Genomic DNA, 26909 nt, shown 5'->3' with positions numbered 1-26909 from the left:
TTCTATGCCTTTTGTCCAAACCCGTTTTGCAAAATATGCCACGAATTCAATAAATGACACCTACGGTACAAATATCAATATCGACGGGATTCGCCTTTCATTGATCTCGTGGGACGTGGCCATCAAAGGTATTTATATTGAGGATTATCAAAAAGACACTTTGTTTTACATCAATGAGTTGGGGACATCGGTTTTAAGTGCCCGTAATTTAACAAAGGGAAAGCTGGAGTTTGGGCATATCGACATTGATAAGCTCAATTTTAAACTGAAAACCTACAAGGACAGTACGCTGACCAATCTGGAAGTGTTTATAGACAAGCTCGACGATAAACAACCCAGGAAACCGGGTACACCTCCCTTTTTTTTCTCATCATCCAGTGTTGAGATAGCCCATAGTAATTTTAGGTTGATAGATGAAAACCTTGAGAACGAGGAAACGTTGGACTTTAGGCAGTTGAACATTTCGGCAGGGGATTTCTTGATCTTAGGGCCCGAGGTCTCCACGGACATAAAGGCTATGTCCTTTAAGGATAAACGCAACATTGAAGTAAAAAAACTCGCTACCAAGTTTAAATATACCAAGCAGCAAATGCGTTTTGATACCTTGGGTATTGAAACGCCCAAATCCCAATTGACCGGAAATCTTGTTTTTGATTATGATCGGAAGGATTTCAAGGATTTTTTGAATAAGGTAAGATTAACAGCTGATTTTAAGGATTCTAACCTGTCCCTAGATGATATAAACCTACTTTATAAACAATTTGGAGCAGGGAAAGTAGTTTCGTTTTCAGGGGATTTCAACGGGGTCTTAAATGACCTTAATGCCGATAACCTCTTCCTTTTGTCTGAAAACACTGGGGTGCGGGGTGATTTCAACTTTAAGAACCTCTTTACCAAAAAAGAGCCTTTTGTAATGAAGGCCCAAATGAAAAACGTAACCAGTACCTACTATGAATTGCGGTCTTTGATGCCCAACTTCATGAGTAGTAAGTCGATGTCCTCAACGTTTAGTAAACTCGGACAGTTTACCGTAAGGGGTGAAGCCACAGTAACAGAGAGTTCGGTAAAAACCAAGGTCAATTTGAATACGGCCGTAGGTAGTAGTTATGCCGATTTGGAATTGACCGACTTCAATAATATCGATAATGCCGCCTATAAGGGGTTTGTCTCTTTGATCGATTTTGACCTGGGTAGTTTTGTGGATAATGATAAATTGGGGAAAACCACCCTCGATTTTAATGTTGAGGGGAAAGGTTTTGTGCAGGAAAAGCTGAATACCGAAGTCATAGGGGAGGTGTACAGCATACAATTCAATAACTATGACTATAAGAACCTGAAGGTTTCCGGTATTCTGAAAGAGCAACTTTTTGATGGTTCAATCTATAGCAATGACCCCAATATCAAATTCAATTTTAAGGGATTGGCCGATTTTGGGGAAGATCGCAACAATTTCAATTTCATCGCCAATGTTGAACACGCCGATTTAAAAAAACTGAATTTCATCAATGATAGTGTCTCTATTTTCAAGGGAAAAGTAAATATTGACATTACAGGGAATTCCTTGGACAATATCGTGGGCGATGTCAATTTTACCAAAACGATTTTCCAAAATAAGAACGATACCTATTATTTCGACGATTTTAAGGTTACATCATCCTTTGAAAATGATTCTATCCGTACCATCGATATTAACTCGCCGGATATCATAACAGGTTATTTAAGGGGTAATTTCCGGGTCAAGGAATTGGGGCAATTGCTGCAGAATTCCTTGGGGAGTATCTATACCAACTATAAGCCTTTCGATATATCCGGGGGGCAGACCCTGGCCTTTAATTTTAAGATATACAATAAAATCGTTGATGTCTTTTTTCCTGATGTCAAATTTGACCCCAATACCTTTATCAAGGGGAACATAATTGCGGACGAGGGGGATTTTAAATTAACATTCAAATCGCCCAGTATCTTGGCTTTTGGCAATGAAGCGGACAATATAGATATTAAGATAGATAACAAGAACCCATTGTTCAATACCTTCATTTCCGTAGGGGATTTATCGACCAATTATTACGATGTAAAGGATTTCAATCTGATCAATACCACGTTGAAGGACACGCTTTTCTTTAGGGCGGAATTTAAAGGGGGTAGTGAATATAATGATAGTTATAACCTGAACTTTTACCATACTTTCAACAAGGCGAACAAATCGGTGATAGGCTTAAAGAAATCCGATATCAGTTTTAAGAATAATACCTGGATCTTGAATAGGGAAGGGAACAACAAGAACAAGGTCATTTTCAATAAGACCCTTGATAGTATCGTGATCGAGGAAATTGTGATGAACAATAGTAAATATGAGCAAATCAGGTTAAAGGGGCAATTGGCCGATTCTACCTATAAGGATCTTGAGTTGCAATTCAAGATTGTTTCCTTGGACAAGATTACACCAGCAATCGACAGTTTAAGATTGGAAGGTGAGGTCAATGGTACTTTGAACGTATTGCAAAAGGATGACGTGTACCTACCTTCTTCGAATTTGGGCATAACCGATTTTTCGGTCAACGGATTCCGTTTGGGGGATTTGACCATGGGTATTGTTGGTAATCGTGATCTTACCGATTTTGTGGTCAATACCCAAATAACGGATAATGGGGTTGAGAAGTTAAGCGTTATTGGGAATATCCTGAATAAAACCGAATTGCCCCAAGCGAACCTAATGGCCAATTTCAATGGGTTCAATCTAGAACCGTTTAGTCCGTTGGGAGAAGGGGTGATAACAAATATCAGAGGGGAATTATTTGGCAGTGCTAAATTGACGGGCGACATTGACAATCCTGTTTTTAGTGGTTTGTTGACGCTTGATAATGCCGGTATCGCGATTCCTTATTTAAACGTTGATTACGGTTTTGCCCAAAACTCCCGTGTTAGACTGTCCAATCAGTCCTTTAATTTTGAGGAAATCAAGATTACCGACGTGGCGCGCAATACCAGGGCTACCTTGGACGGTTCCATAACACATAGTTTCTTTAAGGATTGGGCGTTGGATTTGAATGTGGATACCAATAATGGCCCTTTCCTGATTTTGGATACTCCGTTTGAGGAAGAGGTGTTGTATTATGGTACAGGCTTTTTAAATGGTTCAGGGCGTATTTTTGGATCAACAAAGGCATTGACCATTAATGTGGATGGAAAAACCGCAGAAGGCACCTCCCTGAAGATCCCGTTAAGTGATGTGGCTACGGTCGGGGATTATTCCTTTATAAAATTTATTGAAAAGAACGAACGTGAAATCGACCGGGAAGAGCGGGTGCTGCAGGAAATAGAAGGGTTGGAAATGGAATTCAACCTGGATGTAACGCCAGATGCCGAGGTTGAGATCGTTACCGATCAAAAAACAGGAAGTTCCTTAAAAGGTACTGGGGAAGGTTTGCTGCTGATCCGGATCAATACCAAGGATAAATTTGAAATGTACGGAGATTTCGTTGTGGTGACCGGGGAGTTCAATTATAAGTTTGGGGGTGTGGTCAACAAGACGTTTAAAGTAAAACCGGGGGGCACCATCGTTTGGGATCGAGATCCGCTCTCCGCAACTTTGAATATGGAGGCTGTATATTCCTTAAATGCGAATCCAGCACCTTTGTTGGATAATGCTGGTTATACCCGAAGAATACCCACAGATGTGGTCATACAGTTAACCGATGAGCTCCAGAGTCCGGAAATAGACTTCAGTATCGAGTTCCCGGGCACAAGTTCAATCGTGAAATCAGAATTGGAGTATCGATTGCAAGATCCCCAAGTGGAAGAAAAGAATGCTATTTTTTTATTGGCCCAAGGTACTTTCGTGAATGATCAAAGTGGAATTAATTCGCAAGCCGTTACGGGAAACTTGATCCAGTCGGCATCGGGCTTGTTGAACCAGGTCCTTAGTGGGGGTAATGATAAGTTCAATTTAGGACTTTCCTACGAGCAAGGGATCCAGGATACAAGTGCCGATATCGAAACGGAGAATAGGATAGGGGTTACGGTGTCAACAAAAATCAGTGATCGGATCCTTTTGAACGGTAAGGTCGGTGTTCCTGTCGGTGGGGCTACCGAAACAGTTGTGGCGGGGGATTTTGAATTGCAATTACTCTTGAATGAGGAAGGCACCTTGAGTGCGAAGTTCTTCAATAGGGAAAATGAAATACAGGCATTGTTGGGGGAACGTCAAGGGTACACCCAAGGAGCAGGCTTATCCTATGAAGTCGATTTCAATAGTTTTAAAGAGCTTATGCGGAAAATGTTCAACAATAAGAAGAACAAAGAGGGGGAAGGGGAAAAGCAACCTATGCCGATTGAGGTGATGGGTAGGGATAGTTTATTGCTGTTTCAGGAGAAAACCAGAAAGCCTTGATGTAATGTAACAATTTAGACCTGAAATGTGTTATTTGGAACACCGGGGTGTTATTTATTAAGCGAAAACGATTGAGGGTGTTTTTCGGTTGATATTAAGGGTTAAATCAGTTCTTTTTATGGAATAAGTTTGTTAATTTTGTTGGCTTAATTTTCTATATGGCGAATATTGGAAAAATAGGTGTTTTTACTTCAGGGGGAGATTCCCCAGGAATGAATGCAGCGATACGTTCCGTTGTTAGGACCTGTGCTTATTTAAAGGTCGAATGTGTTGGTATCTACAGAGGATATCAAGGAATGATCGAGGGTGATTTCAAACCCATGGATGCAAGGAGCGTCAACAATATTATCAATAAGGGGGGTACCATCTTGAAATCTGCCCGTTGTAAGGAATTCAGGACCAAGGAAGGTCGTCAAAAAGCATACGATAATTTACGCAAGGAAGGTATCGACGCTTTTGTGGTTATCGGCGGTGACGGTAGTTTTACCGGAGCTATGATTTTCAACCAGGAATTTCATTTCCCTATAATCGGAATTCCGGGCACTATTGATAACGATATCTTCGGAACGACATTCACGTTAGGTTTTGATACTGCCTTGAACACGGTGGTTGAGGCCATAGATAAAATTCGTGATACGGCAAGTTCCCACAATAGATTGTTCTTTGTAGAGGTTATGGGCCGTGATGTGGGCCATATCGCTTTGAATGCCGGTGTAGGCGCTGGTGCAGAGGAGATATTGATCCCAGAAGAGAATTTGGGAAGGGAGCGATTGTTGGAATCCTTAAAAAGAAGTAAGGAATCAGGAAAATCATCGAGTATCGTCATCGTTGCCGAAGGTGATAAAACCGGGAAGAATATTTTTGAGCTAAAGGAATATGTAGAGGAGAATTTCCCTGATTATGATGTAAGGGTATCTGTTCTTGGACATATGCAGCGTGGTGGTTCCCCATCATGTTATGATCGTGTATTGGCCAGTAGAATGGGAGTTAAGGCCGTAGAGGCGCTGTTACAGGGCAAAACCAACCTTATGGTAGGTGTTCAGGACAATGAACTTATACTAACCCCGATACACAAGGCCATAAAGGGTCATACTAAAATCGATAAAGAACTCATAAGGGTTTCAGATATAATGTCAATATAATTTTAATTTAAATAAGTAAAAGATGTCAAAATTGAAAATAGGTATAAACGGATTCGGTAGAATTGGAAGATTGGTATTTCGCATCGCTGCGAAAAACGATAATGTAGAGGTCGTTGCCATCAATGATTTGTTGGATGTTGATCATTTAGCATATTTGTTAAAGTATGATTCTGTTCATGGTAAATTCGATGGTACAGTCGAAGTAAAAGACGGTCATTTGGAGGTTAACGGTAAAACGGTTCGTATTACTGCGGAAAGAGATCCTAAATCTATTAAATGGGATGCTGTTGGAGCGGAAATCGTTGCCGAATGTACAGGTATCTTCACCACTTTGGAAACTGCCCAATACCACATTGATGGTGGTGCCAAAAAAGTTGTTATTTCAGCTCCTTCAAAAGACGCGCCAATGTTCGTCTATGGTGTTAACCATAAAGAGATGAAAGCATCTGATACCATTGTTTCAAATGCATCTTGTACTACCAACTGTTTGGCTCCTTTGGCTAAAGTATTGAATGATAACTTCGGTATTGAAGAAGCCTTAATGACTACAGTACACGCTACCACTGCTACGCAAATGACCGTTGATGGTCCTTCTAGAAAAGACTGGAGAGGTGGTAGAAGTGCTATGTTGAACATTATCCCTGCTTCAACCGGTGCGGCTAAAGCGGTAACAAAGGTAATTCCAGCTTTGGAAGGTAAATTGACAGGTATGGCCTTTAGGGTGCCTACTGCAGATGTTTCTGTTGTGGATTTAACAGTAAAGGTTTCTAAGAAAACATCTTTAGACGAGATCAAAAAAGCATTCAAAGCTGCTTCGGAAGGAGAATTGAAAGGTGTTTTAGGATATACTGAAGAGGCAGTAGTATCCCAGGATTTTGTTGGGGATTCGAGGACTAGTATTTTTGATGCAGAGGCCTGTATTGAATTGAACCCTGGTTTCTTTAAACTTATCTCTTGGTATGATAACGAAGCAGGTTTCTCCAATAAAATGGTTGATATGGTACAATATGTACACAGCCTATAATTTTTAAATTAATTAGTATATGTAATCCTGAAAATTATTGATTTTTAATAGTTTTCAGGATTCTTTTTAAATGGTGATCTATGATATTAATTGTTGATAGTGGTGCTACGAAATCCGATTGGATTGCACTGGACGAAAAAGGGAATCAATTGTTTATGACCCAAACCCTAGGTTTGAGCCCAGAAGTTCTTACACGCCCAGTCATTGAAGATCGTCTAGCAAATAATTTTGAACTTTCCAAGAATAGCGAAAAGGTAACTAGGCTTTATTTTTATGGTGCCGGTTGTGGTACGGATAGAATGAAAAATTTCCTTAAGGAGATTTTTGCGGATTTTTTCCCGAACGCCAAGGCCAGCATAAAGGAAGATACTTATGCAGCCATTTATGCTACTACCAAAATAGGTCATCAAGCAATTGTCTGTATTCTAGGTACGGGTTCCAATTGCTGTTATTACGATGGTAACCAAGCCATTCAGAAAGTGACTTCTTTGGGGTATATTCCGATGGATGATGGTAGTGGTAACTTCTTTGGCAGAAAATTGATCAGGGACTATTATTTCCATAAAATGCCACAGTCCTTAGGGATGAAGTTTTCCAAGGAATTCGATTTAGAGGCCGATGTGATCAAAGAGAACCTTTACAAGCAGCCGAATCCAAATACCTATTTGGCCACGTTCGCTAGATTCTTGATTGAAAATAAAGAGCACCCATATTGCAAAGGCGTAATCGATAAAGGCTTTCAGCAATTCGTCAATAACTATATCATGCAGTTCGAATTGGCCACAAAAGTGCCAATCAATTTTGTGGGAAGCGTAGCATTTTATCTAATGGAAGAGCTTACCACGGTATTGGAACGTAATGATTTGATAGTTGGGGAAATCCGCCAAAAACCGATTGAAGGTTTAATGCACTTCCATCAGCAGAATATATAGCGTTTTAAACAACGGCGATCATAGAGATTTCCACATTTACGAATTTTGGTAGATTGGCCACTTCTACAGTTTCCCTTGCAGGGGCTGTGGCTGCATCAAAATAATTGGCGTAAACATTGTTTATTTCCGAGAATTGGTTCATGTCACTGATAAAAATAGATGACTTGACCACATTTTCAAAGGTCATTCCGGCTTCAAGAAGTATCGCTTTGAGGTTTTCCATGCACTGTTTGGTCTCTTTGGCTATATCGCCTTCAATGAGGTTGCCGGTCTTTGGATCTATGGGTATCTGCCCGGATATATATAATGTATTGCCAGAAAGAACCGCTTGGTTATAAGGGCCTATTGGTGCGGGGGCGTTTGTGGTGTTTATTATTTTCTTCATTGGATGGAATGTTTATGGATTAATGCATTTTATAACGATGCTTTATGTCTCTAGTGTTAGGGATACTAAAATAACGGAATATTAAGGTTTTATATAGCTAAACTTTCGTTGTTATCTAGACCGTTGGCTTCTGTTCTCCCATTTAAGGTCCTTGAGTATCGAGCTTTTTATCCCAATAAAGAAGTACCATCTTTTATAGGTGCCAAAAGGGGTCCAGTTAAAGCGCATCACAAAACTTTTTAAATCGCGTTCAAAACGTAATTGCGTCAGGGTGAATCCTTTCCCTTTAAAGTCATAACCAGAGGAACCACCGACCTTCCATCGGGGCGAGAGTTCTATGTCGCCGGAAAACATCAATGAATGGCTACTGAATTCATTTTGTCGTGCAGAATTGGAGTACGATGCGGAATAGGCAAGTCTAAGATTCCATGGAATTTTAGTGCCGTATATGGGGTTTTCCACGTCTTCGCCTTCTTTCGATTCGTTCATTGGGTTATCCTGAAAATTATCGGCACGGCCAAAGAGATCATCCGTACGACCTCCACTTTGGGCAACGTAGTCGTAAGGGTTCTCATCTTTCTTTTCCTTTTTCTTGTCTTTGTTGAAAATCTCGCTGTCCAAGGAGTATCCAACGTTGAAATTGGCCCGTGTTAAGCGAAAAAGACTTCCACCATTTTTTACATTAAGGGTGTTTATCCGTGTTCCATTGTTGTCAATGGCATAAGGATCCAATCCTGCCGAAAAGTTTATCGACATTTTGCTGTCGAGGATGGAGGTACCGCCATTTACACTTAATGGACTCAATTTAAGGGAATCCGATTCAAAATTATAGCCCGTTGAAATATTGAAATTACTTAGGATCGGAACCTTCTTTGGTTCTGTGGCGGTCGAATCCTTGTCCCTTACTTTTGCCTCGAGGGTGTTGGCCAATGAGAAACTTAGACTGTTCGATTTGCTTAAGCTGGGTGATCCATAAAGTGTGTTCTGGAATCGTGTAAATTGAACCACATCCCCATCCCCATCTATATACTCATCATAAAACTTCTCAAAGGAAGGGGCGTACCCATAACTTAATGAAGGACGCATGACATGTCGTATGGCCTGAATTTTTTTATCCTCCCCAAAATTGAAGGTCCCGTATAAAGTGGTTCCAACACTGGCGCTGAAATTGTATTTGTTGAATCGGTCAAATCCACTGACGGTATCTGTGACAATCTCTTCAAGGTCATTGTCATAGCTTTTATCGTAGGTCTGCATGGTCCAAACATCCTCATAACTACCTCCGACACTAACACTGAAAAATTTGGCCACCTTAAAGTTCGTGGTGATGGGAATAGTATGTTTTGCCCCCATTTTTGCCCCATCGAACATTTCGCTTTTCAGAAAATCGTCATCAGTGGTCGAAATCTTGTTCGCGGCACTCAAATCGTACTGAAAGTTGATGTTTTGAATTATACCTTTCTTGATACCATCCCTTTTGGCAAATGGATAGATCCGTTCCATACTGGCCTGTAAGGTAGGTAAGGTCAATTCAATGGCCTTGGTATTGGTGTTTTGACTATGGGTAGCCGTTAAACTCATATTCACTGAGGGGTAGGCCGGGAAGGTCTTGGAATATGAAATCGAGGAAGATAGCGTATTGTTCTGGGTACTTGGTAAATTACGTTGTTGCAATGAATTTCTGTAATATTCACTACTACCCATATTCACGGAAGCGGAAAACCTGGAGTTCGGACTCGCTTTTGTGTCCTGGGAGTGCGAAATTTGGATGTTCCAGTTTTTGGTGAGGCTATAATCGCTAAAGCCTTTTTGGCTGGTAACCAAATTTTCAAACCTGAAGTTTATGTTTCCACTGTATTTATAGCGTTTGGAATAGATGGATTGGGTTTTGAAACCCCAACTACCGTTGGTGTAAAAATCCCCAGTAACCAATATATCGGCATATTCACCAATAGGCACATAGTAACCCAAGTCCTGAAGGAAATACCCCCTGTCGGCTTGATTTCCAAAGGTGGGCATCATAACCCCTGCGGCCCTTCCAACGGTCAAGGGAAAATAGGCAAAGGGCATGGCAATTGGCGTTGGTACATCGGCAATATAGAGGTTGCTGTATCCCGCGATAACCTTCTTCTTAGGTACAAACTTCGCCTTACGGATCCTAATGTAATAATCAGGGTTTATGGTGTCTGTCGATGTGGTGATCTTCGCTTCACTCAAAAAATAGACCGAGTCATTTTCTTTCTTGGTAACATCGGCATAAACCTTCATGGCGTCACTACCCAATTGTCCTAGACCAGCCTGTTGTTCTGTCCTCGAATTCCAAATAATGGCTTTTTGGGTATCGAAATTAAAGCGTATGGAGTCTGGAATCACCTCATTCTGTCCCTGTTTAAAATAAGGGAGTTGTGAATAATTGCCAAGCGAATCCTTTATACGACCGGCATATACTTCATTCTTTACATAATCCATGACAATGATACCGGCCCGTAGTTCTGTGTCCTGATATTGGATTTCAGCCTCATTATAGAGATAGACCTTCTGTTCCTTTTGATTTAGTCTCACATAATCCGTTGCCTTGTACTTAATGACGTCCAATAAAAGCGGAGGTTTTGTTTTTACGGTATCAACAGCCGTGGAATCATTCTTGGAATTCTTTAAGAGTTCGGCCTCGGTAAGTAAGGGGGCGATAATCGTATCCTGCTCAGCTTTAATGGGTAATGGCACTATTTTTCCTTCTTGGGCATGACCAAAAACACCACCGATTATAAGTAGGAATAGGAAAAGTGAATAGTGTTTATTTGATTGCAAGGCTTTATATCCTATTTTTGTAACAGTATGGCTTGATTTTTGGAAGTCAAACTTACATATATTTTTTGTTCCTCTTATAGGGTATTACAATAAATTTAACCAATTTAAGATTCTCAAATCATCTTGCATATATGAATTTCAACCGTTTTTTTCTTGCCGTTTTATTACTATTGCCCTTTTTATATTCTGCATATGCCAATGATAATGGACCACAAAGGAACGATGGTAAGTTTGTAGTGGTTTTGGATGCGGGTCATGGCGGGCATGATCCAGGTAATTTGGGAAATGGGTATCTGGAAAAGGACATTGCGTTGAAAATTGTTTTGAATGTGGGTAGGATTTTGGAGAGCAACCCCGATATCAGGGTTATTTATACAAGAAAGGACGATACATTTGTCGATTTGTTCGTGCGTGGGGAAATTGCCAATAAGGCCAATGCCGATCTTTTCGTTTCAGTGCATTGTGATTCACATTCTTCCGACGCCCATGGTGCGGGAACATTTGTTTTGGGCTTACATGCCAACAAGCAAAATTTTGAAATAGCAAAGAAAGAAAACTCGGTAATCTATCTTGAGGATAATTATGCCGATAGGTATGCGGATTATGATATCAACTCGCCGGAATCCATTATAGGGTTGACCATAATGCAGGAAGAGTTTTTGGATCAGAGTATTGCCTTGGCCAAAATGATCCAGGATAATTTCACAGGGAAGTTGAAACGTGTGAATAGAAAAGTAAAACAAGCAGGTTTCATTGTATTGCATCAGACGTTTATGCCCAGTGTTTTGGTAGAAACAGGTTTTCTTACCAATAAATCGGAAGGGGCCTACCTGAATTCGAAAAAAGGTCAAGCCGAAGTTGGAAAGGCTATAGCGGATGCGATTCTCATTTACAAGAAAAATGTGCATACTGGTATCGGGTATGTTCCAAACAAAGAGATTGAAAAGGAATTGGCACCCAAAGAGGAAGCGTCGATACCGGTGAAAAAGGAAAAGCCCGTAAATGAATTGGCGGCGGCTCCTAAGAAGGAAGAGCAGCCAAAAACACAACCCGTGTTGGAAGCCGCCGAAAAATCAACGCCTGTAGCGGATAAGGGAACCATGGCCCAAGAGGTCTCGGGAGAAAAGGAGTCGACTGTAACGGAGGTAGTGACTGCCGTGAAGAAGCAGGAAACACCCCAGATATCCTTTAAGGTGCAAATAATGGCCAGTGCCAAGGATATCGAATTGGTCCCCCAGAATTTTAAAGGGCTGGCAAGGGTAACCCGAGAACCCTATAAGAATCTCTTTCGCTATATGTATGGGAATGCCAATTCCTTTACGGAGGCAAAAATGCTAAAATCAAATGCTGATATTAAGGGTTTTTCCGGTTCCTATATTGTTGCATATAAGGATGGTGTACGAATTCCGGTTACCGAAGCGCTTAAATACGTTTCGGAATAATAACAGCAGTCTCAATTTTATTTCTAATTTTGTTAGAGCTTGTTTTTAAAATGAAATTGGGTTATTATGTGTTTTTCATCTGAAAAGGTATAAGAATCAAATCCATATAATTTTAAATAGGCGTTTAACAACAATAAATAAATCCATTTGAAACTATCCAGGGAAATTAAAACAGGAATAATCGTAGTGGGGGGTATCCTACTTTTTATTTTAGGTTTCAGCTATTTAAAATCAACACCCTTGTTTGATAATAGCAAGACATTTTATGCTGTTTATAAACATGTTGGAGGTCTTCAACCTGGCACCCAGGTCTCGATTAACGGTTATAACGTGGGCATTGTAAATGATATTAAATTCAAGGATACTTCGGGAGATTTACTCGTTACATTCTCAGTGAGCAATGATTTCACCTTTTCCAAGAACAGTAAGGCTGAATTGTACGATACGGGCATAATTGGGGGTAAGGGTATACAGATACGACCCGTTTTTGACGGCGCTCGCGATGCAAAGTCAGGCGATACGTTGGTTACCGCTACGCGCCCAGGCTTGACCGAACTGGTGCAGCAGAAACTTACTCCGTTACAACAAAAGATTGAAGGGGCATTTACCAATGCGGATACGCTATTGATGAATGTGAACCAGATCTTGGATGCAAAGACCAAGAATGAATTGAGGGAGTCCATCGCGGGTCTCAACCAGCTTATGGGAAGTTTGCAGGGAAGCGCCAAGATTTTAAATGATCTATTGGAAAAAAACCAAGGTAAATTGGACAGTTCCCTAACCAATTTCACGGAATTGTCTTCCAACTTCGCAAAACTTTCCGATTCATTGAACAATGCAGGTTTGGGACGAACAATGGCCAGTTTGGAATCCACGGTTTCCAATTTGGATAAGATTCTAGCCAAGATAGAAAACGGGGATGGTTCCATGGGGAAATTCATGAAAGACGAGGCACTGTATAATAATCTGAATAATGCATCAAAGGAATTGGATTTATTATTGCAGGATTTCCGTTTGAATCCTAAACGATATGTGAATGTTTCTGTTTTTGGGAAAAAACAAAAAGATTACACATTGCCCGATAATGATCCTGCCGATAAAATAGAACAGCCATAAATGGAATATATCACTAACATCGCTTTCGCCCTGATCCTTCTAGTGGGGATTGTTTTTTTTGCCCGGAATGTAAAGAAACTTATTAGGAATATTAAGTTGGGAAAAGATGTTGTGGTCAATGATAATAAACCACAACGTTGGAAGAATATGTTCAAGATTGCCCTAGGACAGACCAAAATGGTCGTTAGGCCTATTCCTGGGATATTGCATATTCTCGTTTACGTAGGTTTTATTGTGATCAACCTTGAGGTCCTCGAGATTGTTTTGGATGGACTCCTAGGCACCCATAGGTTATTTGCAGGTCTTGGGGTCTTTTACAATGTATTGATCGCCTCGTTCGAGATTTTGGCCTTTTTGGTTATCGTAGCCGTGATAATTTTCTGGATACGTAGGAATATTATAAGGATTAAGCGGTTCATGAGTCCGGAAATGAAAGGGTGGCCCAAGAACGATGGTAATATGATCTTGTATATAGAACTGGTCTTAATGTGTCTCTTTTTGACCATGAATGCATCGGATTTTCAGTTACAACAAATGGGTGCGGCACATTATGTGCAGGCAGGTTCCTTTCCTATAAGTCAATTTTTAATTCCTTTATTCGATGGAATGTCCGCACAAACACTGATCATTATAGAAAGAAGTGCTTGGTGGTTGCATATTGTAGGCATCCTGTTCTTCTTGAATTACCTCTATTATTCGAAACATTTACATATTCTGTTGGCATTCCCGAATACGTATTTTGGAAAGATTGGCCCAAAAGGAAAATTCAACAATTTGGATGCTGTTACCCAGGAAGTCAAATTGATGATGGATCCCGATGCGGATCCCTATGCCGCTCCCGCAGAGGATGCTGGGGAACCGGGTAAATTTGGGGCTTCGGATGTTACCGACCTTAGCAGGATTCAGTTACTCAACGCTTATACCTGTACGGAATGTGGCCGTTGTACCAGTGAATGTCCTGCGAATCTTACCGGGAAGAAACTCTCACCAAGAAAAATCATGATGGATACCCGGGATAGGCTCGAGGAAGTCGGTAAGAATATTGATACCAATAAGGGCAATTTTGTTGATGATGGTAAGCAGTTGTTGGATGATTATATCACGCGGGAAGAACTGTGGGCCTGTACTTCTTGCAATGCCTGTACGGAAGCATGTCCTGTGAGCATTGATCCACTATCGATTATTATGGATATGAGGCAGTATTTGGTGATGGAGCAATCCGCGGCACCATCAGACCTGAATAATATGATGGGGAATATTGAGAATAATGGAGCACCTTGGCCTTTCAATCAAATGGATAGGTTGAACTGGAAAGACGAAGCATAAAAAATAATTGATCCTTACTATGGGAAGTGAATTGAAAGTACCGACAATGGCAGCGCTTTTTGCAGCAGGAAAGCAACCTGAAGTTTTATTTTGGGTCGGCTGTGCAGGAAGTTTTGACGATCGGGCAAAAAAGATTACCAAGGCGTTTGTTAAAATATTGAACAAGGCCAATGTATCGTTTGCGGTTTTAGGAACAGAGGAGAGTTGTACCGGAGACCCGGCAAAAAGGGCAGGGAATGAATTTTTGTTCCAAATGCAGGCGGTTACGAATATAGAGGTGATGAATGCCTATGGGATAACCAAGGTTGTCACCGCTTGTCCACATTGTTTCAACACCCTAAAGAACGAATATCCTGGATTGGGAGGCAATTATGAAGTGGTACACCATACAGAGTTTTTAAAGAAACTGTTGGATGATGGGCGGATTACCTTGGAAGGAGGTACCTTCAAGGGGAAACGAATCACTTTTCATGACCCCTGTTATTTAGGAAGGGCAAATGGTGTTTATGAGGCTCCTAGGGATTTGATCAAGAAGCTGGATGCCGAATTGGTCGAAATGAAAAACTGTAAATCACGGGGATTATGTTGTGGTGCAGGTGGAGCGCAAATGTTCAAGGAACCGGAAAAAGGGGATAAGGACATTAATATTGAACGAACAGAACAAGCCTTGGACACCCAACCGGAAATAATTGCTGCCGCCTGTCCATTTTGCAATACCATGATGACCGATGGTGTAAAGAACAAAGAAAAGGAAAATGATATTAAGGTTATGGATATTGCGGAGCTCATCGCTACCGCGGAAGATCTTTAATCAGATATATATCACAATACCCAAAATCAAAAAAAAACTATGTTAGTAGAATTCAATGCTTTGCCAGATTCATCAAGAATTTGGATATTCCAGGCCAATCGTAGCTTTTCGGAACAGGAACTACAGGAAATCAGGCAAGCGATGGAGGCATTTATAGAGGAATGGACAACCCACGGTAGTGATTTAAAGGCTGGTTACGAGATACGGTATAAAAGATTTATCATCTTGGCTTTGGACCAGACAAATACATCAGCTTCGGGCTGTTCCATTGACGCTTCGGTACATTTCATCCAACAATTGGAAAAGAAATACAATGTGGAGTTACTCGATAAAATGAATGTTTCCTATAAACAAGGTGAATTCGTTGCCTATAAGCCCTTAAATGAATTTAAGAAAATGGCGAAGCAAAAGGCAGTTTCAAAAAACACTATCGTCTTTAATAATTTAGTGACCAATAAAGGGGAATATTTGGAACATTGGGAGGTACCTGCCTCTGAAAGCTGGCATAGCCGTTTCATGTAGAATTTTTTTGGTATTGTATTTGTAACCGATATTCCATTGTTTTTAGAATATCGATGAAATGCAATATTATTTTTGCTTTTAAGTTATTTCCTTAGACCTGTCCAATATGCGATCGTATAGCATTTTCTTATTCTTATTTTTCACTGTTTTTTGTGCAAATGCCCAACTTAATCCTTTGGTGGCAAAGGATAGTGTGGGTCAGCAAAAATGGGTCGATAGCAAATACGAGGCCATGAGCCTTGATGAAAAATTTGGGCAATTGTTCATGGTGAGTGTGGCATCTAGCCAAGACAAGGCAAGTATTGCCAAGGTTAAATCACTTATAAAGGAACATCATATAGGCGGTGTTATCTTTTCAACCGGTGGGCCCGTTAGGCAAGCAAAACTCACAAATTCATTTCAAGCGGCATCAAAGATCCCTTTAATGGTGGGAATGGATGCGGAGTGGGGGTTGGCCATGCGATTGGATTCCACCTACGCCTTTCCTTGGAATATGACTTTAGGGGCCATTAAGGATAATTCAATCGTAGCGAAAGTCGGTCGACAAATAGGGATGCACGCCAAACGTTTGGGGGTTCATATCAATTTTGCCCCGGATATCGATATCAACACAAACCCGTTGAATCCCATAATCGGTAATCGCTCATTTGGTGAAGATCGCGACAATGTGGCCAGGAAGGGAATTGCCTTTATGCAAGGAATGGAAAGTGCAGGGGTTCTTTCCAGTGGAAAACATTTTCCAGGGCATGGGGATACGGCAACAGATTCACATAAAGCCTTGCCTTTAATCCCCTTTTCCAAAGAACGGTTGGATAGTTTGGAACTCTATCCGTATAAAAAATTGATCAAAGCTGGACTTAGCAGTGTAATGGTAGCCCATTTGAACGTACCTAGCCTGGAGATCAAGGAAGATTTACCCTCTTCCTTATCAGAACAGATCATTTCAGGGATTCTAAAGGAACAATTGGGTTTCAATGGTTTGGTTTTTACCGATGCCTTGAATATGAAAGGGGTTAGTACCCAAGGTAAGGATGGGGATGTGGAATTGGCCGCTTTTTTGGCCGGTAATGACATTTTATTAATGCCTACAGAGGTGGCCAAGGCAAAGAAAAAGTTGCTAGAGGCTTATGACACTGGAAGAATTACGGAAGAAAGACTGTCTAGCTCCGTCAAGAAGATATTGATGGCCAAATATAAAGTCGGATTAAATTCCTACAAACCTATAGCCATTGATCATTTGTACGAAGATCTTAATGATTTGGAAAATGACCTAATTTATGAAGAGGCCATAGAGAATGCAATAACGGTCGTAAAGAACAACTTCTATCTCTTGGGAATAAAAAAGTTGGAGAACAAGAAGATAGCCTATGTAAAATTCGGTGATGCGGATAGCCAACCATTTATTGATGAACTGAATAAATACGCCAAGGTAACCCAGGTAAACGGGAAGGACATAACGACGTTAAAAGAAAAATTAAAGGAATTCAACCTTGTGATCATAGGACTTCATAAGAGCAATGAAAGTCCATGGAAATCCTATAAGTTTTCAAAAAAGGAACTGGATTGGCTCCAAGAGATTGCCAACCAAAGAACCTCTAACTTGGTGTTGGCCGTGTTTGCCAAACCTTATGCCTTAATGGATGTAAGTTCCTTTAATAGTATAGATGGGGTAGTGGTCGCTTATCAAAACAGTGTTCTTGCCCAACAAAAAACCGCACAGCTTATCTTCGGCGCGATTGAGGGTAAGGGGGTCTTGCCGGTTTCCGTGCATGACAGGTTTCCTGTGAATACAACGGTTAAAGTAAGTTCGTTAAAACGACTTGGTTATAGTATTCCCGAACGGGTAGGCCTAAGTTCGAAAGGTTTGGCCGAGGTGGATAAGCTCATGAAAAACGGACTCGATTCGTTAATGTTCCCAGGGGCCCAAGTAGTAATCGCCCGTAAAGGGAAAGTCGTGTACAATAAAGGGTTTGGAAAACCAACCTATACATCGGATAAGAAAATAACGACGGATTATATTTATGATTTGGCTTCATTGACAAAGATCCTTGCGACCTTACCTGTATTGATGAAGATGGAGGAAAGTGGTAAAATAGCCTTGAACGATACCTTCCAGGACCTTATACCCGAGTATTCCGAATCAGCGCTTAAGAATGTCACCGTTCTAAAGGCGTTGTCGCACTATGGACGATTACCGGCATGGATAGCCTTTTATGTAAGTACATTGGATGAAAAAAGGAAACCCTCTTCAGAGTTTTATCGCCATAAACCTACGGAGGGGTTCAGTATCAAGGTAACCGATAACCTGTATTTAACCGATGCCTACAAAGATTCTATCTATAACCGCATAGGTCGACAAGATTTAAAATCGAACCGGTATCGTTACAGTGATGTAGCCTATTATGTGATGAAAAAGTATATTGAGGATACATATAAAACCCCATTGGATAAACTGGCCGATGATTTTCTATATAAACCTTTAGGGGCTATTCATACAAGTTATAATCCACTTGAAAAATTCCCTAAAAACAAAATCGTACCAACAGAGGAAGACAAGTATTACCGTTACCAAACCGTTCAAGGATATGTACACGACATGGGGGCCGCCATGCAAGGTGGGGTAGGAGGACATGCAGGTTTGTTCAGTAATGCAAACGATGTGGCCAAGATCATGCAAATGTACCTTCAAGGTGGGGAATATGGAGGAACACGTTTTCTGGATTCAAGGACCATTAAGAAATTCAATACCTGTTACTTTTGTGATAAGAATGTTAGAAGAGGGGTCGGTTTTGATAAACCCCAGTTAAAGGAAAGTGGGCCTACATGCGGATGTGTCTCCCGTAAGAGTTTTGGCCATAGTGGTTTCACGGGTACCTATACATGGGCAGACCCTGAAGAGGAGATTGTTTACGTGTTTTTATCGAACAGGACGTACCCAACATCATCGAATACCCTTTTAGTTAAATCTGCGTTAAGAACAAGGATTCAGCAGGCTATTTACGATGCCATTATTAATTAAGAGGTAGTTTTGTGAAAATAAAATTGCGATATAAAGGGTAATCAATATGTATTTATCCCAGAAGGATTGTTTTTTATTAAGGATAATGAGGAAATACCGACTAAGGTACTTTACTATTTTCCTGATTTCTTTTTCATCTTATAATATTAAAATTTTCAACAAGTGAAAATAGCTATAGTATGTTACCCGACGTTTGGTGGGAGTGGTGTTGTTGCGACTGAATTGGGCATTGCCCTGGCCGACCGGGGTCATGAAGTCCATTTTGTCACGTATCGCCAACCGGTTCGATTGGATTTATTAAGCCAGCGAATACACTTTCATGAAGTTCATGTGCCAGAGTACCCTTTGTTCCATTATCAGCCTTATGAATTGGCCTTATCAAGTAAATTGGTAGATACGGTGAAGTTGTTCGGGATAGAACTGTTACATGTGCATTATGCCATTCCGCATGCCTATGCCGGTTATATGGCCAAGAAGATGTTGGAGGAAGAGGGAATATACCTCCCAATGATAACCACGTTGCATGGGACCGATATTACATTAGTGGGCAAACATCCTTTTTATAAGACTGCTGTAAATTTCAGCATCAACCAATCCGATGTGGTCACATCAGTTTCAGAAAATTTAAAGCAACGTACCTTGGAGTTCTTTGATATAACCAAGGAAATCGAGGTTGTCCCGAATTTTATCGATATCAGCAAATATGAAAATCCGTCCTATACCGAGTGTCAGCGCTCTTCAATGGCGAAGGATGATGAACGTATCATTACCCATATCAGTAATTTTAGACCGGTAAAGCATATTCCAGACGTCATACATATCTTCTATAAGATTCAAAAGGAAATCCCGGCTAAATTGGTTATGGTAGGTGAAGGGCCTGAAAAGGAAAATGCAGAATTCCTATGTGAACAATTGGGTATTACCGATAAGGTCCATTTTTTAGGCAATAGTAATGAAATCGATCGGATTCTTTGCTTTTCAGATTTATTCCTACTGCCATCCAAGGCGGAAAGTTTTGGTTTGGCTGCCTTAGAGGCAATGGTCAATAGGGTTCCCGTGATATCAAGTAATGCCGGAGGCATACCAGAGGTTAATATACACGGGGTCACAGGTTATTTGAGTGATGTTGGCGATGTGGATGAAATGGCCAGCAATGCATTGAAAATTTTAAAGGATGATGAGACCTTGGAAAAATTCAAGGACAATGCCGCAAGAGTGGCTAAAAAGTTTGATATCCTAAATGTACTTCCCTTATACGAGGCCATATATTTAAAGGCCTATAAAACGAGATTGGATGCAACCTTAAAATAAGATGAGATATCTGTCCATATTCATTTTTACAATTATATTCTCTTGTAATGGGCAGAAAAAGGCGGCTATGGAAAAAGGAGTAGCCTTGAATGAAAGCGCGGGAAAACTTACGATGGTATTACATGACAACTACAGTGGGTCAAGTAGTCCGGAAACCTTGATCATTAAAGACAGTAAATCCTTAAAGAAGTTCTTCATACAAGTCAATAAGACGCGGAAACCTGGGTTGCCGGTTCCTGAAGTTGACTTTACCAAGGAAATGGTGTTGATCCATTGCAGTGGGGAACAACCGCTTGGTAGGCAAATTACATTGGCGGTTGCCGATGAAAATGAGTATGAGTTAATAGTGCGGTCGTCGATTGAAAAAAAGAAAGGAAGAACCACTTCCTCAGTAATTGTCAGTCCGTTCAGGGTCTATAAAATGCCATTGACATCCAAGAAAATCACGTTTCAGAAAGAGCGTTAAGATCCTATTTTAGCGCATGTTTTATGCAACCTAACGAAAATCCGTGCCGTTCAAACAACTTATTTGTACAGACTTTCCATTGATTGTTCCTTTACTGTTTTAAAGCCTAAATCTAAATTTACACCTATGAAAAATAGTACGCTATTTGCGTTGGCATGCTCAATGCTTGCCTGTGCCCCGATATTTTCACAAGATAGTTTACAATTAACTTCAAAAGACAGTATTGTCCAAAGCTCATGGGTGTTGGGGCTCGGCTTGAATATTGTCGACGATACAGCTACCCCTTTTGGGGAAAGATTCTTGGATATTGATGAAACTTGGAATGCTGTGCCTTATCCATCTAGGATCAGTATCGGTAGGTTTTTTAAAAATGGTCTTGGACTGGAAGCAATAGGTACCTATAATAAGTATAAGGTTGGGAAGGTCATTGATGGGGCAATAAATACGGCATCCAGAGATTATTATGCTATTGATGGAAAAATCAGTTATGATGTAAATAAATTGATTGGGGAAACAGGCTGGTTTGATCCCTATGTTCATGTAGGGGCGGGTTATACTTCTATAGGTAATGTGGGGAGAATGACGGCAAACACAGGTTTTGGCTTTAACACTTGGTTTAGTGACAGATGGGGCCTTAACTTCAATACTATGGGTAAATGGGGCATTAAGGAAGGTTCTACTAAGCAAATACAGCATTCCGCCGGTATAGTTTACCAATTTGGAATAGAAAAAGGACTTTCCAAAAAAGGGGAGGAGAAATTGGCGATGATCGAGGCCGCGGAAAAGGAAAGGCAACGAATAGCTGATTCCTTGGCGAATGAACAGCGGATCAAAGATGAGGCCGCCCTTGCTGAAAGATTGGCCCAAGAAAAGGAAAATGCTCGGTTGGCAGCGGAACTCGATGCCGAGAATCAACGTAAACAAGGAATAAAAGACGCTATCACTGCCTTGGGTAATGTATATTTTAATTTTGATTCTTCCAATTTAAACAAACCCTATAAGAGGTTATTGGATGAGTTGGCCCTGATTCTACAAGAGAATCCAACCGTGACCTTGAAAATAGGCTCCCATACCGATTCCAGGGGTCCAGGAAAATACAATATGTGGCTCTCCGAAAAAAGAATGCAACATACCATAACGTATTTAGTTGAACAGAAAGGGATAGATGGGGCTAGACTAGTAGGGGAGGCCTTTGGTGAAACCCAATTGGTCAATGAATGTGATGGTACCATCCGTTGTTCTGAAGAAAAACACAGACAGAATAGGAGGTCGGCGTTTGAGGTGGTTAAGTTTTAATGGTTTATGCGTTTTATAGTTTATCTAAGAAATTACTTAAATTTGGCTGAGATGTATTTAAAAATGGGGTAAACCTTTAAAAGATTATTTTATTTGCGTTATTGATTACAAATAATTAGTGTTTGAATATTTGTTTTGACCTTCGTGTTTTATTTCTAACTTATAGAAATATATTAATTAATGCAAAATATTAGTTCTTGTTTATCGATTCTGATACCCGATGGAGAAAATGAGCTTTTAACAAATCATGTTAAGGATTGTTTCGCAAGGGTTCCTGATGTTAGGCTATATGTTATGTCTAATAAAAAAAGTGGTCCTTCTCGTTTTTCAAGATATGTCTATAAGTATTCTTATTATCCAAAAGCCAAAAATGAACTGGAATGGATTGCCAATATAAATGCTGAGCTGTTAAAGCATGATATTGATTTGATAATGCCCATTTTTGAAGATGGTATCCGAACCCTGATAAAATTTAAGAAATATGTCAAGGAGAATCACAAACTTGTGGTTCTACCTGTTTTAAAAGATTTTGAAATAGCCAATAATAAAGCATTGTTGGCAAAGCATTTGGTTGAGAATGACATTTCTGGTCCAATGATTTACCATATAAATAAAGATAATTATCAGGCCGTTAAAGAAAAGGATTTCCCTTTGTTGGTAAAGCCATTGAATGTCACCGATGGTGGTTCTGGAATATTGTTATTTAAACAAAAAGAAGAGTTTCAGGATTATTTTAAGCAGATTAAAAGAGAACATAATTTTATTTTTCAAGAGTTCATAGGGGGATATGATATTGACTGTAGCGTGTTATGTGATCAAGGGGATATTCGGGCATTTACCATTCAGAAGGGGGTTTTATATGGAGCCAAAAAATTTGCGCCTCCAATAGGAGTACAATTTTTATATGAAGAGAATCTTTATACGGTCGTCAAAAAGTTAATGAAGACACTAAATTGGTCTGGAGTTGCCCACATTGATTTAAGATTTGACCAAAATGATGGTAAATTTAAAGTAATTGAAGTGAATACAAGGTATTGGGGATCTTTGGATGCATCATTAGCCGCTGGAATTAATTTTCCGTATTTATATTATCTCATATCAACTAATAAAAAATTTAAAAGGCCCACCTATAATTACATCGAATTTCTAAGTATAAAAGGATTATTAAAACGACTTAAACAGAATGCATTTTTAATTCTAAATGGAGGTTATCTCTGGAAAAATACTGCTTTAAAGTTTTTATTACTGGACCCCATACCATTTATAGCTAAAATACTACTTTATATCAATTCTTATTTGGCACGTTTTTTTTATAAGAAATAAAAGTCTTTTCGGATAATAGGTGATAAGAGGTAGTCGTAAAATACAACATCCAACTTGCTATACCCATAAGCTTTAAGCTGTCTTCAACAAAATATTCCAATCCTTCACTAGGAAAATATAAATCTAAAATCACTGAAAGTCCTAGGAAAATAATGGCTGCACTAAAAATATAGTAATTGTTCTCAATTATTATTTTGAAATAACTTATACAATAACGAATCAAAAGAAACGCATATATTATAAAAATAATAGGCTCCATAGTTAAACCTTGAAATGAATAAAAAATAAAATCGTGGAACATAAAAAAATCATCAATTAAAAGAATAAATGTGAATATTGAAGAACTTAATAAAAAACTTGCTTCTCTTTTTATACCCTTTCTATTTAAAAGCAATCCAACAAATAGGCATATACTTGATGTGGAACACCACATTAATGCACCGATATTGGAAACAATTCCAGTAAACGGATGTGCATTGTAGTAATTAGCCGGATCCCCAGTTATTTTTTCAAACGGAATATGATATACGTATCCTGCGATAAACGTTAATACGATAAGACCAAGACAAATGGTATATACCGTACTTATCAGTAGAATGTATTTTTTTTTAGACATAAGTAAATATCTCAGTTACTTCAATTTTTTGTTCATTGATAGTTTGATGGTAACTATGTTATTTTTTAAAAATCACCTTTTGGGCATGCTGCAATACTTTGATGATATAAGTATTGTTGTCTTGGTTGTAGTGAACTTCTACGTTTGCCACATGCTCTATGGAACTATATAAGAAATCATTGATTATTTTTTTTAAAAATGTATATGATTCCAGGTGATGGTCTATTTTATTGAAATGCACTTCCAATTCTGGATTTTCGATTGGGACTATCTCATAATCGATATCATTGGATTTACCTTTTCGGGAAATCTGTTTTTTAAGTTTCCTAACATAAATATGCACATTTTTTGAAATCAAATATAGCTTTATGTTAATTGTCAATTCTTTGATTTTAAATTTGCATTTAGCAATGAACGACATTTTTTGATAAAACAAATATTGTTCAAAATTATAGATAAGATTGCTCCACCTGCGTTTGTAATCCAAATCGCCCCATCCCATTTCAAACTTGTTGAAATTGTTTTCAAGACACCACTCCAATTGCTTGTAAATTTCAACATGTCCTAGCCCAAATTTTGAGTAGTCGATATCATAGGAAGATATATAGCTGAATAATATTTGGTTAAAATGATAATTTATTGCAATTTCAATAGGATTTCCATTATCATATATAACGAATATAGAAGCTCTTTTTTTCAATAGGAGTGGGTAAGTAAGGGCTACGGTCCTATCCCATTTCGAAATAATTTTACTTTCCTCATTGCGCTGTTCAAAACGCTGGAGAATCATTTTTCGAAGTGTTGCAAGCAGATGGTTATATTCTTCTTTGGGAATTTGACCATAAAAAAACTTGTACTCGATATTAAAACAGGATTCCAGTCTATTTACAAATCTTCGAATGGTTTTTGCGTTTTTTTTGAATTGGTGCTTTAGATAGCTGTCCACATCTTGAAAGTCGGTTAAATCAATACAATAACCTTTTACAAGATTGAACTTTTTAATATTTAATTCGGATTCATTTTTAAATTTACCGGCAAGATAGTCCGGAAAAAAGGTGATATGATATAACGCATTACTATTTGGGTAATGATAACCTTTTGCGTCAGTTTTGTATAGAACCCCCCCATTATTTATAAAACTAATGGATTCATAATATTCAGGAATACCATGTTCTTTTTCAAATAAATTTAAGAGAAAATTATTTTCTTTTTGCATTTATACTAAGTGCTTTTTATACTGATTTTCATAACTTTATTTAAACCCTTAACGTAGAATATGGTGTCTTGATTGTTCACTTTATATACGCTTAGGTTTTTTGAATGTTCAGAGTAACTATATTGAAAATCGTGGATGGGTTTTCTCAAATTGATATATTTTTCATCCAAAAAATCGATTGGGGTTATATTTTCTATTTGGGGGAGGTTTTCCAATAGTTCCAAATCAGTTGACCCATTATCAGGATTTACTCCAGGCTTTTCTTTTGCCTTAAGTAAGTTTCTTATTTTTTGATAGAATAGATGTACATTTCTATCTTTTAGATAACCTTTTAAGAGGTAAAATGTAAGAAGTAAATGAGCGGATATCATTTTTAGATAATTGGTCTCATCATATAAGATATGGTTTTCAAATTCATAAACGACATTGCACCACTTGCGTTTATAATCAAAATCCCCTATGGATAAGTCAAATATTTCCACTTCATTTTCAAAGCACCATTCCAGTTGCTTATATATGTCGATGTAGCCTAATCTAAATTTGGAATAGTCAATATCATATGATCTGATTGCATTATCAATGACATTTTGGTGGTGGTAATTTAAGCATATGTCAATAGGTTGGTCTTCATTGTAAATCACAAAGAGGGAAGCTGTTTTATCCAATATCATTTTATATGTGGTTTTTTGGATGAAATCCCACCTTGAAAAAGCTTCGTGATTATCGCCCCGTTGATTAAACCTTCTAACTAAGAACCTCTTAAAGATAACAAATAGAAAATCATATTCTTTTCTTGATATTTTCCCATAATGCATTTTATAACTAATGTTAAAACAAGATTCCAATTTTCTTAAATAGCCGCGAATTTTTGTCCTGCTTTTGCTGCCCATATTGGCTGAAATATATTGCTCAATAGAAGTAAAGTCTCTTAATTGGGCCATAAAGCCATTAGTTTGTTTGAATTTAAGGGCTCGTAGTGAAGTTTTCCTTTTAATTATTATTGTATAGTATGGATTTATATAATTGACAACATGCAATGTCCTTGCTAAATCATCAAATTCATAAGTTTCATTATTTATATAGCTTTTCCCATTGGTCTTATTAATGATATTTTTGTAGAAGGGATAAATACTTCTAGTGTCATAGAAGTCATAAGCAAATACGTATTTTTTTATTTTCATCAATCAAATGTTAATTATATTAAATATACCAAAATCAAATCACCATATATTATTAATCCTTGTGACCTCCTCCCGATAAACTGGACAGAATAAAATTAGAGAAAATAGGGCGAATAAATGTTTAACTTTAAATAGATTATTTGCTTATGAAACGTTCAAAATTCAGTGAATCTCAGATTGTGTTCGCGATCAAACAGGCCGAGACGGGGACTAGGGTCTCCGAGGTCTGCCGCAAGATGGGGGTCAGCGAGGCCACTTTTTACAATTGGAAGAAGAAATATGGAGGTCTCGGGGTCTCGGAACTACGTCGCTTGAAGAACCTCGAAGAGGAGAACTCGCAATTGAAAAAACTCGTTGCCGACCTTAGCCTTGACAAACAGATCCTACAGGATGTACTGAAAAAAAAGTTCTGAGGCCAGCTCGAAAACGGGAGATGGTCTGCAACATACGCATGGAGTACAATATCTCCATAAACCGTTGTACCAGCTTGGTGCTGTTGCACAAAAGTGTGTTCTATTATAAAACGCAGGGGAGGAACGATGAGCTTCTTCGGATGCGTATGAACGAGATAGCCGCCACAAGG

The 26909-nt window shown here is 39.0% G+C and carries 19 protein-coding genes and 1 pseudogene; 15 read left to right on the top strand and 5 right to left on the bottom strand.

The window, feature by feature from the left end; translation table 11 throughout:
• Positions 1 to 4 precede the first annotated feature (4 nt).
• The 4 genes from LX92_RS16240 (at position 5) to LX92_RS16225 (ending at position 7488) form a co-directional block, all read left to right on the top strand.
• On the top strand, positions 5 to 4390 hold the full coding sequence (locus tag LX92_RS16240) for a translocation/assembly module TamB domain-containing protein (protein ID WP_109652937.1): 4386 nt from the start codon (positions 5 to 7) through the stop codon (positions 4388 to 4390).
• A 158-nt stretch (positions 4391 to 4548) separates the two neighbouring features.
• On the top strand, positions 4549 to 5532 hold the full coding sequence (gene pfkA, locus LX92_RS16235) for a 6-phosphofructokinase (protein WP_109652935.1): 984 nt from the start codon (positions 4549 to 4551) through the stop codon (positions 5530 to 5532).
• A 22-nt stretch (positions 5533 to 5554) separates the two neighbouring features.
• Positions 5555 to 6556, top strand: a complete 1002-nt coding sequence (gene gap / locus LX92_RS16230) for a type I glyceraldehyde-3-phosphate dehydrogenase (protein ID WP_109652933.1) — start codon at positions 5555 to 5557, stop codon at positions 6554 to 6556.
• Positions 6557 to 6636: 80 nt separating this feature from the next.
• The gene (locus tag LX92_RS16225; RefSeq protein ID WP_109652931.1) at positions 6637 to 7488 is read left to right on the top strand and encodes an N-acetylglucosamine kinase; all 852 of its coding nucleotides are present in this window, start codon (positions 6637 to 6639) and stop codon (positions 7486 to 7488) included.
• A gap of 4 nt (positions 7489 to 7492) precedes the next feature.
• Here LX92_RS16225 and LX92_RS16220 read toward each other — a convergent pair whose 3' ends face one another.
• Entirely contained in the window at positions 7493 to 7873 is a 381-nt protein-coding gene (locus tag LX92_RS16220) for a RidA family protein (protein ID WP_109652930.1), read from the bottom strand.
• Positions 7874 to 7984: 111 nt separating this feature from the next.
• The gene (locus tag LX92_RS16215) at positions 7985 to 10681 is read right to left on the bottom strand and encodes a putative LPS assembly protein LptD (RefSeq protein ID WP_109652928.1); all 2697 of its coding nucleotides are present in this window, start codon (positions 10679 to 10681) and stop codon (positions 7985 to 7987) included.
• Between the two features lie 131 nt (positions 10682 to 10812).
• Between LX92_RS16215 and LX92_RS16210 the strand changes: the two genes are divergently transcribed.
• The 10 genes from LX92_RS16210 to LX92_RS16165 all read left to right on the top strand — a co-directional run bounded on the left by LX92_RS16210 (position 10813) and on the right by LX92_RS16165 (position 23313).
• Positions 10813 to 12123 (top strand): N-acetylmuramoyl-L-alanine amidase family protein, encoded by a 1311-nt coding sequence (locus tag LX92_RS16210; protein ID WP_109652926.1) that lies wholly within the window; start codon positions 10813 to 10815, stop codon positions 12121 to 12123.
• A gap of 147 nt (positions 12124 to 12270) precedes the next feature.
• Entirely contained in the window at positions 12271 to 13239 is a 969-nt protein-coding gene (locus LX92_RS16205) for an MlaD family protein (RefSeq protein ID WP_109652924.1), read from the top strand.
• On the top strand, positions 13240 to 14565 hold the full coding sequence (locus LX92_RS16200; protein ID WP_109652922.1) for a (Fe-S)-binding protein: 1326 nt from the start codon (positions 13240 to 13242) through the stop codon (positions 14563 to 14565).
• Between the two features lie 19 nt (positions 14566 to 14584).
• Positions 14585 to 15376, top strand: a complete 792-nt coding sequence (locus LX92_RS16195; protein ID WP_109652920.1) for a (Fe-S)-binding protein — start codon at positions 14585 to 14587, stop codon at positions 15374 to 15376.
• Positions 15377 to 15415: 39 nt separating this feature from the next.
• The gene (locus tag LX92_RS16190; protein ID WP_109652918.1) at positions 15416 to 15898 is read left to right on the top strand and encodes an ABC transporter ATPase; all 483 of its coding nucleotides are present in this window, start codon (positions 15416 to 15418) and stop codon (positions 15896 to 15898) included.
• Positions 15899 to 16004: 106 nt separating this feature from the next.
• Positions 16005 to 18917: a glycoside hydrolase family 3 N-terminal domain-containing protein gene (locus LX92_RS16185; RefSeq protein ID WP_109652916.1), complete on the top strand. Its 2913-nt coding sequence runs from the start codon at positions 16005 to 16007 to the stop codon at positions 18915 to 18917.
• Between the two features lie 162 nt (positions 18918 to 19079).
• Positions 19080 to 20228: an N-acetyl-alpha-D-glucosaminyl L-malate synthase BshA gene (gene bshA / locus LX92_RS16180; protein WP_109652914.1), complete on the top strand. Its 1149-nt coding sequence runs from the start codon at positions 19080 to 19082 to the stop codon at positions 20226 to 20228.
• 67 nt (positions 20229 to 20295) lie between these two features.
• Positions 20296 to 20694, top strand: a complete 399-nt coding sequence (locus LX92_RS16175; RefSeq protein ID WP_146197854.1) for a hypothetical protein — start codon at positions 20296 to 20298, stop codon at positions 20692 to 20694.
• 126 nt (positions 20695 to 20820) lie between these two features.
• A complete protein-coding gene (locus LX92_RS16170; RefSeq protein WP_109652910.1) occupies positions 20821 to 21990 on the top strand; it encodes an OmpA family protein in 1170 nt (389 codons plus the stop codon).
• Between the two features lie 180 nt (positions 21991 to 22170).
• The gene (locus tag LX92_RS16165) at positions 22171 to 23313 is read left to right on the top strand and encodes an ATP-grasp domain-containing protein (RefSeq protein ID WP_109652908.1); all 1143 of its coding nucleotides are present in this window, start codon (positions 22171 to 22173) and stop codon (positions 23311 to 23313) included.
• Here LX92_RS16165 and LX92_RS16160 read toward each other — a convergent pair.
• Genes LX92_RS16160 through LX92_RS16150 form a run of 3 tightly spaced genes read right to left on the bottom strand, consistent with a single transcriptional unit; the run spans position 23276 to position 26326 of the window.
• Complete coding sequence (locus tag LX92_RS16160; RefSeq protein ID WP_109652906.1) at positions 23276 to 23929, bottom strand: hypothetical protein; 654 nt, start codon at positions 23927 to 23929, stop codon at positions 23276 to 23278. The two genes, LX92_RS16165 and LX92_RS16160, sit on opposite strands and share 38 nt — an antisense overlap.
• A gap of 58 nt (positions 23930 to 23987) precedes the next feature.
• Positions 23988 to 25145 (bottom strand): GNAT family N-acetyltransferase, encoded by a 1158-nt coding sequence (locus tag LX92_RS16155; RefSeq protein ID WP_109652904.1) that lies wholly within the window; start codon positions 25143 to 25145, stop codon positions 23988 to 23990.
• Between the two features lie 5 nt (positions 25146 to 25150).
• Positions 25151 to 26326 (bottom strand): GNAT family N-acetyltransferase, encoded by a 1176-nt coding sequence (locus LX92_RS16150; RefSeq protein WP_109652902.1) that lies wholly within the window; start codon positions 26324 to 26326, stop codon positions 25151 to 25153.
• Between the two features lie 146 nt (positions 26327 to 26472).
• On the opposite strand from LX92_RS16150, the pseudogene LX92_RS16145 reads away from it, so the two are divergent.
• Positions 26473 to 26766: pseudogene (locus LX92_RS16145) on the top strand (transposase); the annotation flags it as partial.
• Between the last annotated feature and the right edge of the window lie 143 nt (positions 26767 to 26909).

Source organism: Maribacter polysiphoniae, from assembly GCF_003148665.1.
Taxonomy (GTDB): domain Bacteria; phylum Bacteroidota; class Bacteroidia; order Flavobacteriales; family Flavobacteriaceae; genus Maribacter_A; species Maribacter_A polysiphoniae.
The sequence above is the reverse complement of the archived record's forward strand: the minus strand, read 5'-3'. Positions and strand labels throughout refer to the sequence as shown.

What these genes read in the sequence shown, in the direction of transcription:
- LX92_RS16240 (WP_109652937.1), top strand. Translation starts at nt 5, where the DNA reads ATGCCTTTTGTCCAAACCCGTTTTGCAAAATATGCCACGAATTCAATA.
- pfkA (WP_109652935.1), top strand. Translation starts at nt 4,549, where the DNA reads ATGGCGAATATTGGAAAAATAGGTGTTTTTACTTCAGGGGGAGATTCC.
- gap (WP_109652933.1), top strand. Translation starts at nt 5,555, where the DNA reads ATGTCAAAATTGAAAATAGGTATAAACGGATTCGGTAGAATTGGAAGA.
- LX92_RS16225 (WP_109652931.1), top strand. Translation starts at nt 6,637, where the DNA reads ATGATATTAATTGTTGATAGTGGTGCTACGAAATCCGATTGGATTGCA.
- LX92_RS16220 (WP_109652930.1), bottom strand. Translation starts at nt 7,873, where the DNA reads ATGAAGAAAATAATAAACACCACAAACGCCCCCGCACCAATAGGCCCT.
- LX92_RS16210 (WP_109652926.1), top strand. Translation starts at nt 10,813, where the DNA reads ATGAATTTCAACCGTTTTTTTCTTGCCGTTTTATTACTATTGCCCTTT.
- LX92_RS16200 (WP_109652922.1), top strand. Translation starts at nt 13,240, where the DNA reads ATGGAATATATCACTAACATCGCTTTCGCCCTGATCCTTCTAGTGGGG.
- LX92_RS16195 (WP_109652920.1), top strand. Translation starts at nt 14,585, where the DNA reads ATGGGAAGTGAATTGAAAGTACCGACAATGGCAGCGCTTTTTGCAGCA.
- LX92_RS16190 (WP_109652918.1), top strand. Translation starts at nt 15,416, where the DNA reads ATGTTAGTAGAATTCAATGCTTTGCCAGATTCATCAAGAATTTGGATA.
- LX92_RS16185 (WP_109652916.1), top strand. Translation starts at nt 16,005, where the DNA reads ATGCGATCGTATAGCATTTTCTTATTCTTATTTTTCACTGTTTTTTGT.
- LX92_RS16175 (WP_146197854.1), top strand. Translation starts at nt 20,296, where the DNA reads ATGGAAAAAGGAGTAGCCTTGAATGAAAGCGCGGGAAAACTTACGATG.
- LX92_RS16170 (WP_109652910.1), top strand. Translation starts at nt 20,821, where the DNA reads ATGAAAAATAGTACGCTATTTGCGTTGGCATGCTCAATGCTTGCCTGT.
- LX92_RS16165 (WP_109652908.1), top strand. Translation starts at nt 22,171, where the DNA reads ATGCAAAATATTAGTTCTTGTTTATCGATTCTGATACCCGATGGAGAA.
- LX92_RS16160 (WP_109652906.1), bottom strand. Translation starts at nt 23,929, where the DNA reads ATGTCTAAAAAAAAATACATTCTACTGATAAGTACGGTATATACCATT.
- LX92_RS16155 (WP_109652904.1), bottom strand. Translation starts at nt 25,145, where the DNA reads ATGCAAAAAGAAAATAATTTTCTCTTAAATTTATTTGAAAAAGAACAT.
- LX92_RS16150 (WP_109652902.1), bottom strand. Translation starts at nt 26,326, where the DNA reads ATGAAAATAAAAAAATACGTATTTGCTTATGACTTCTATGACACTAGA.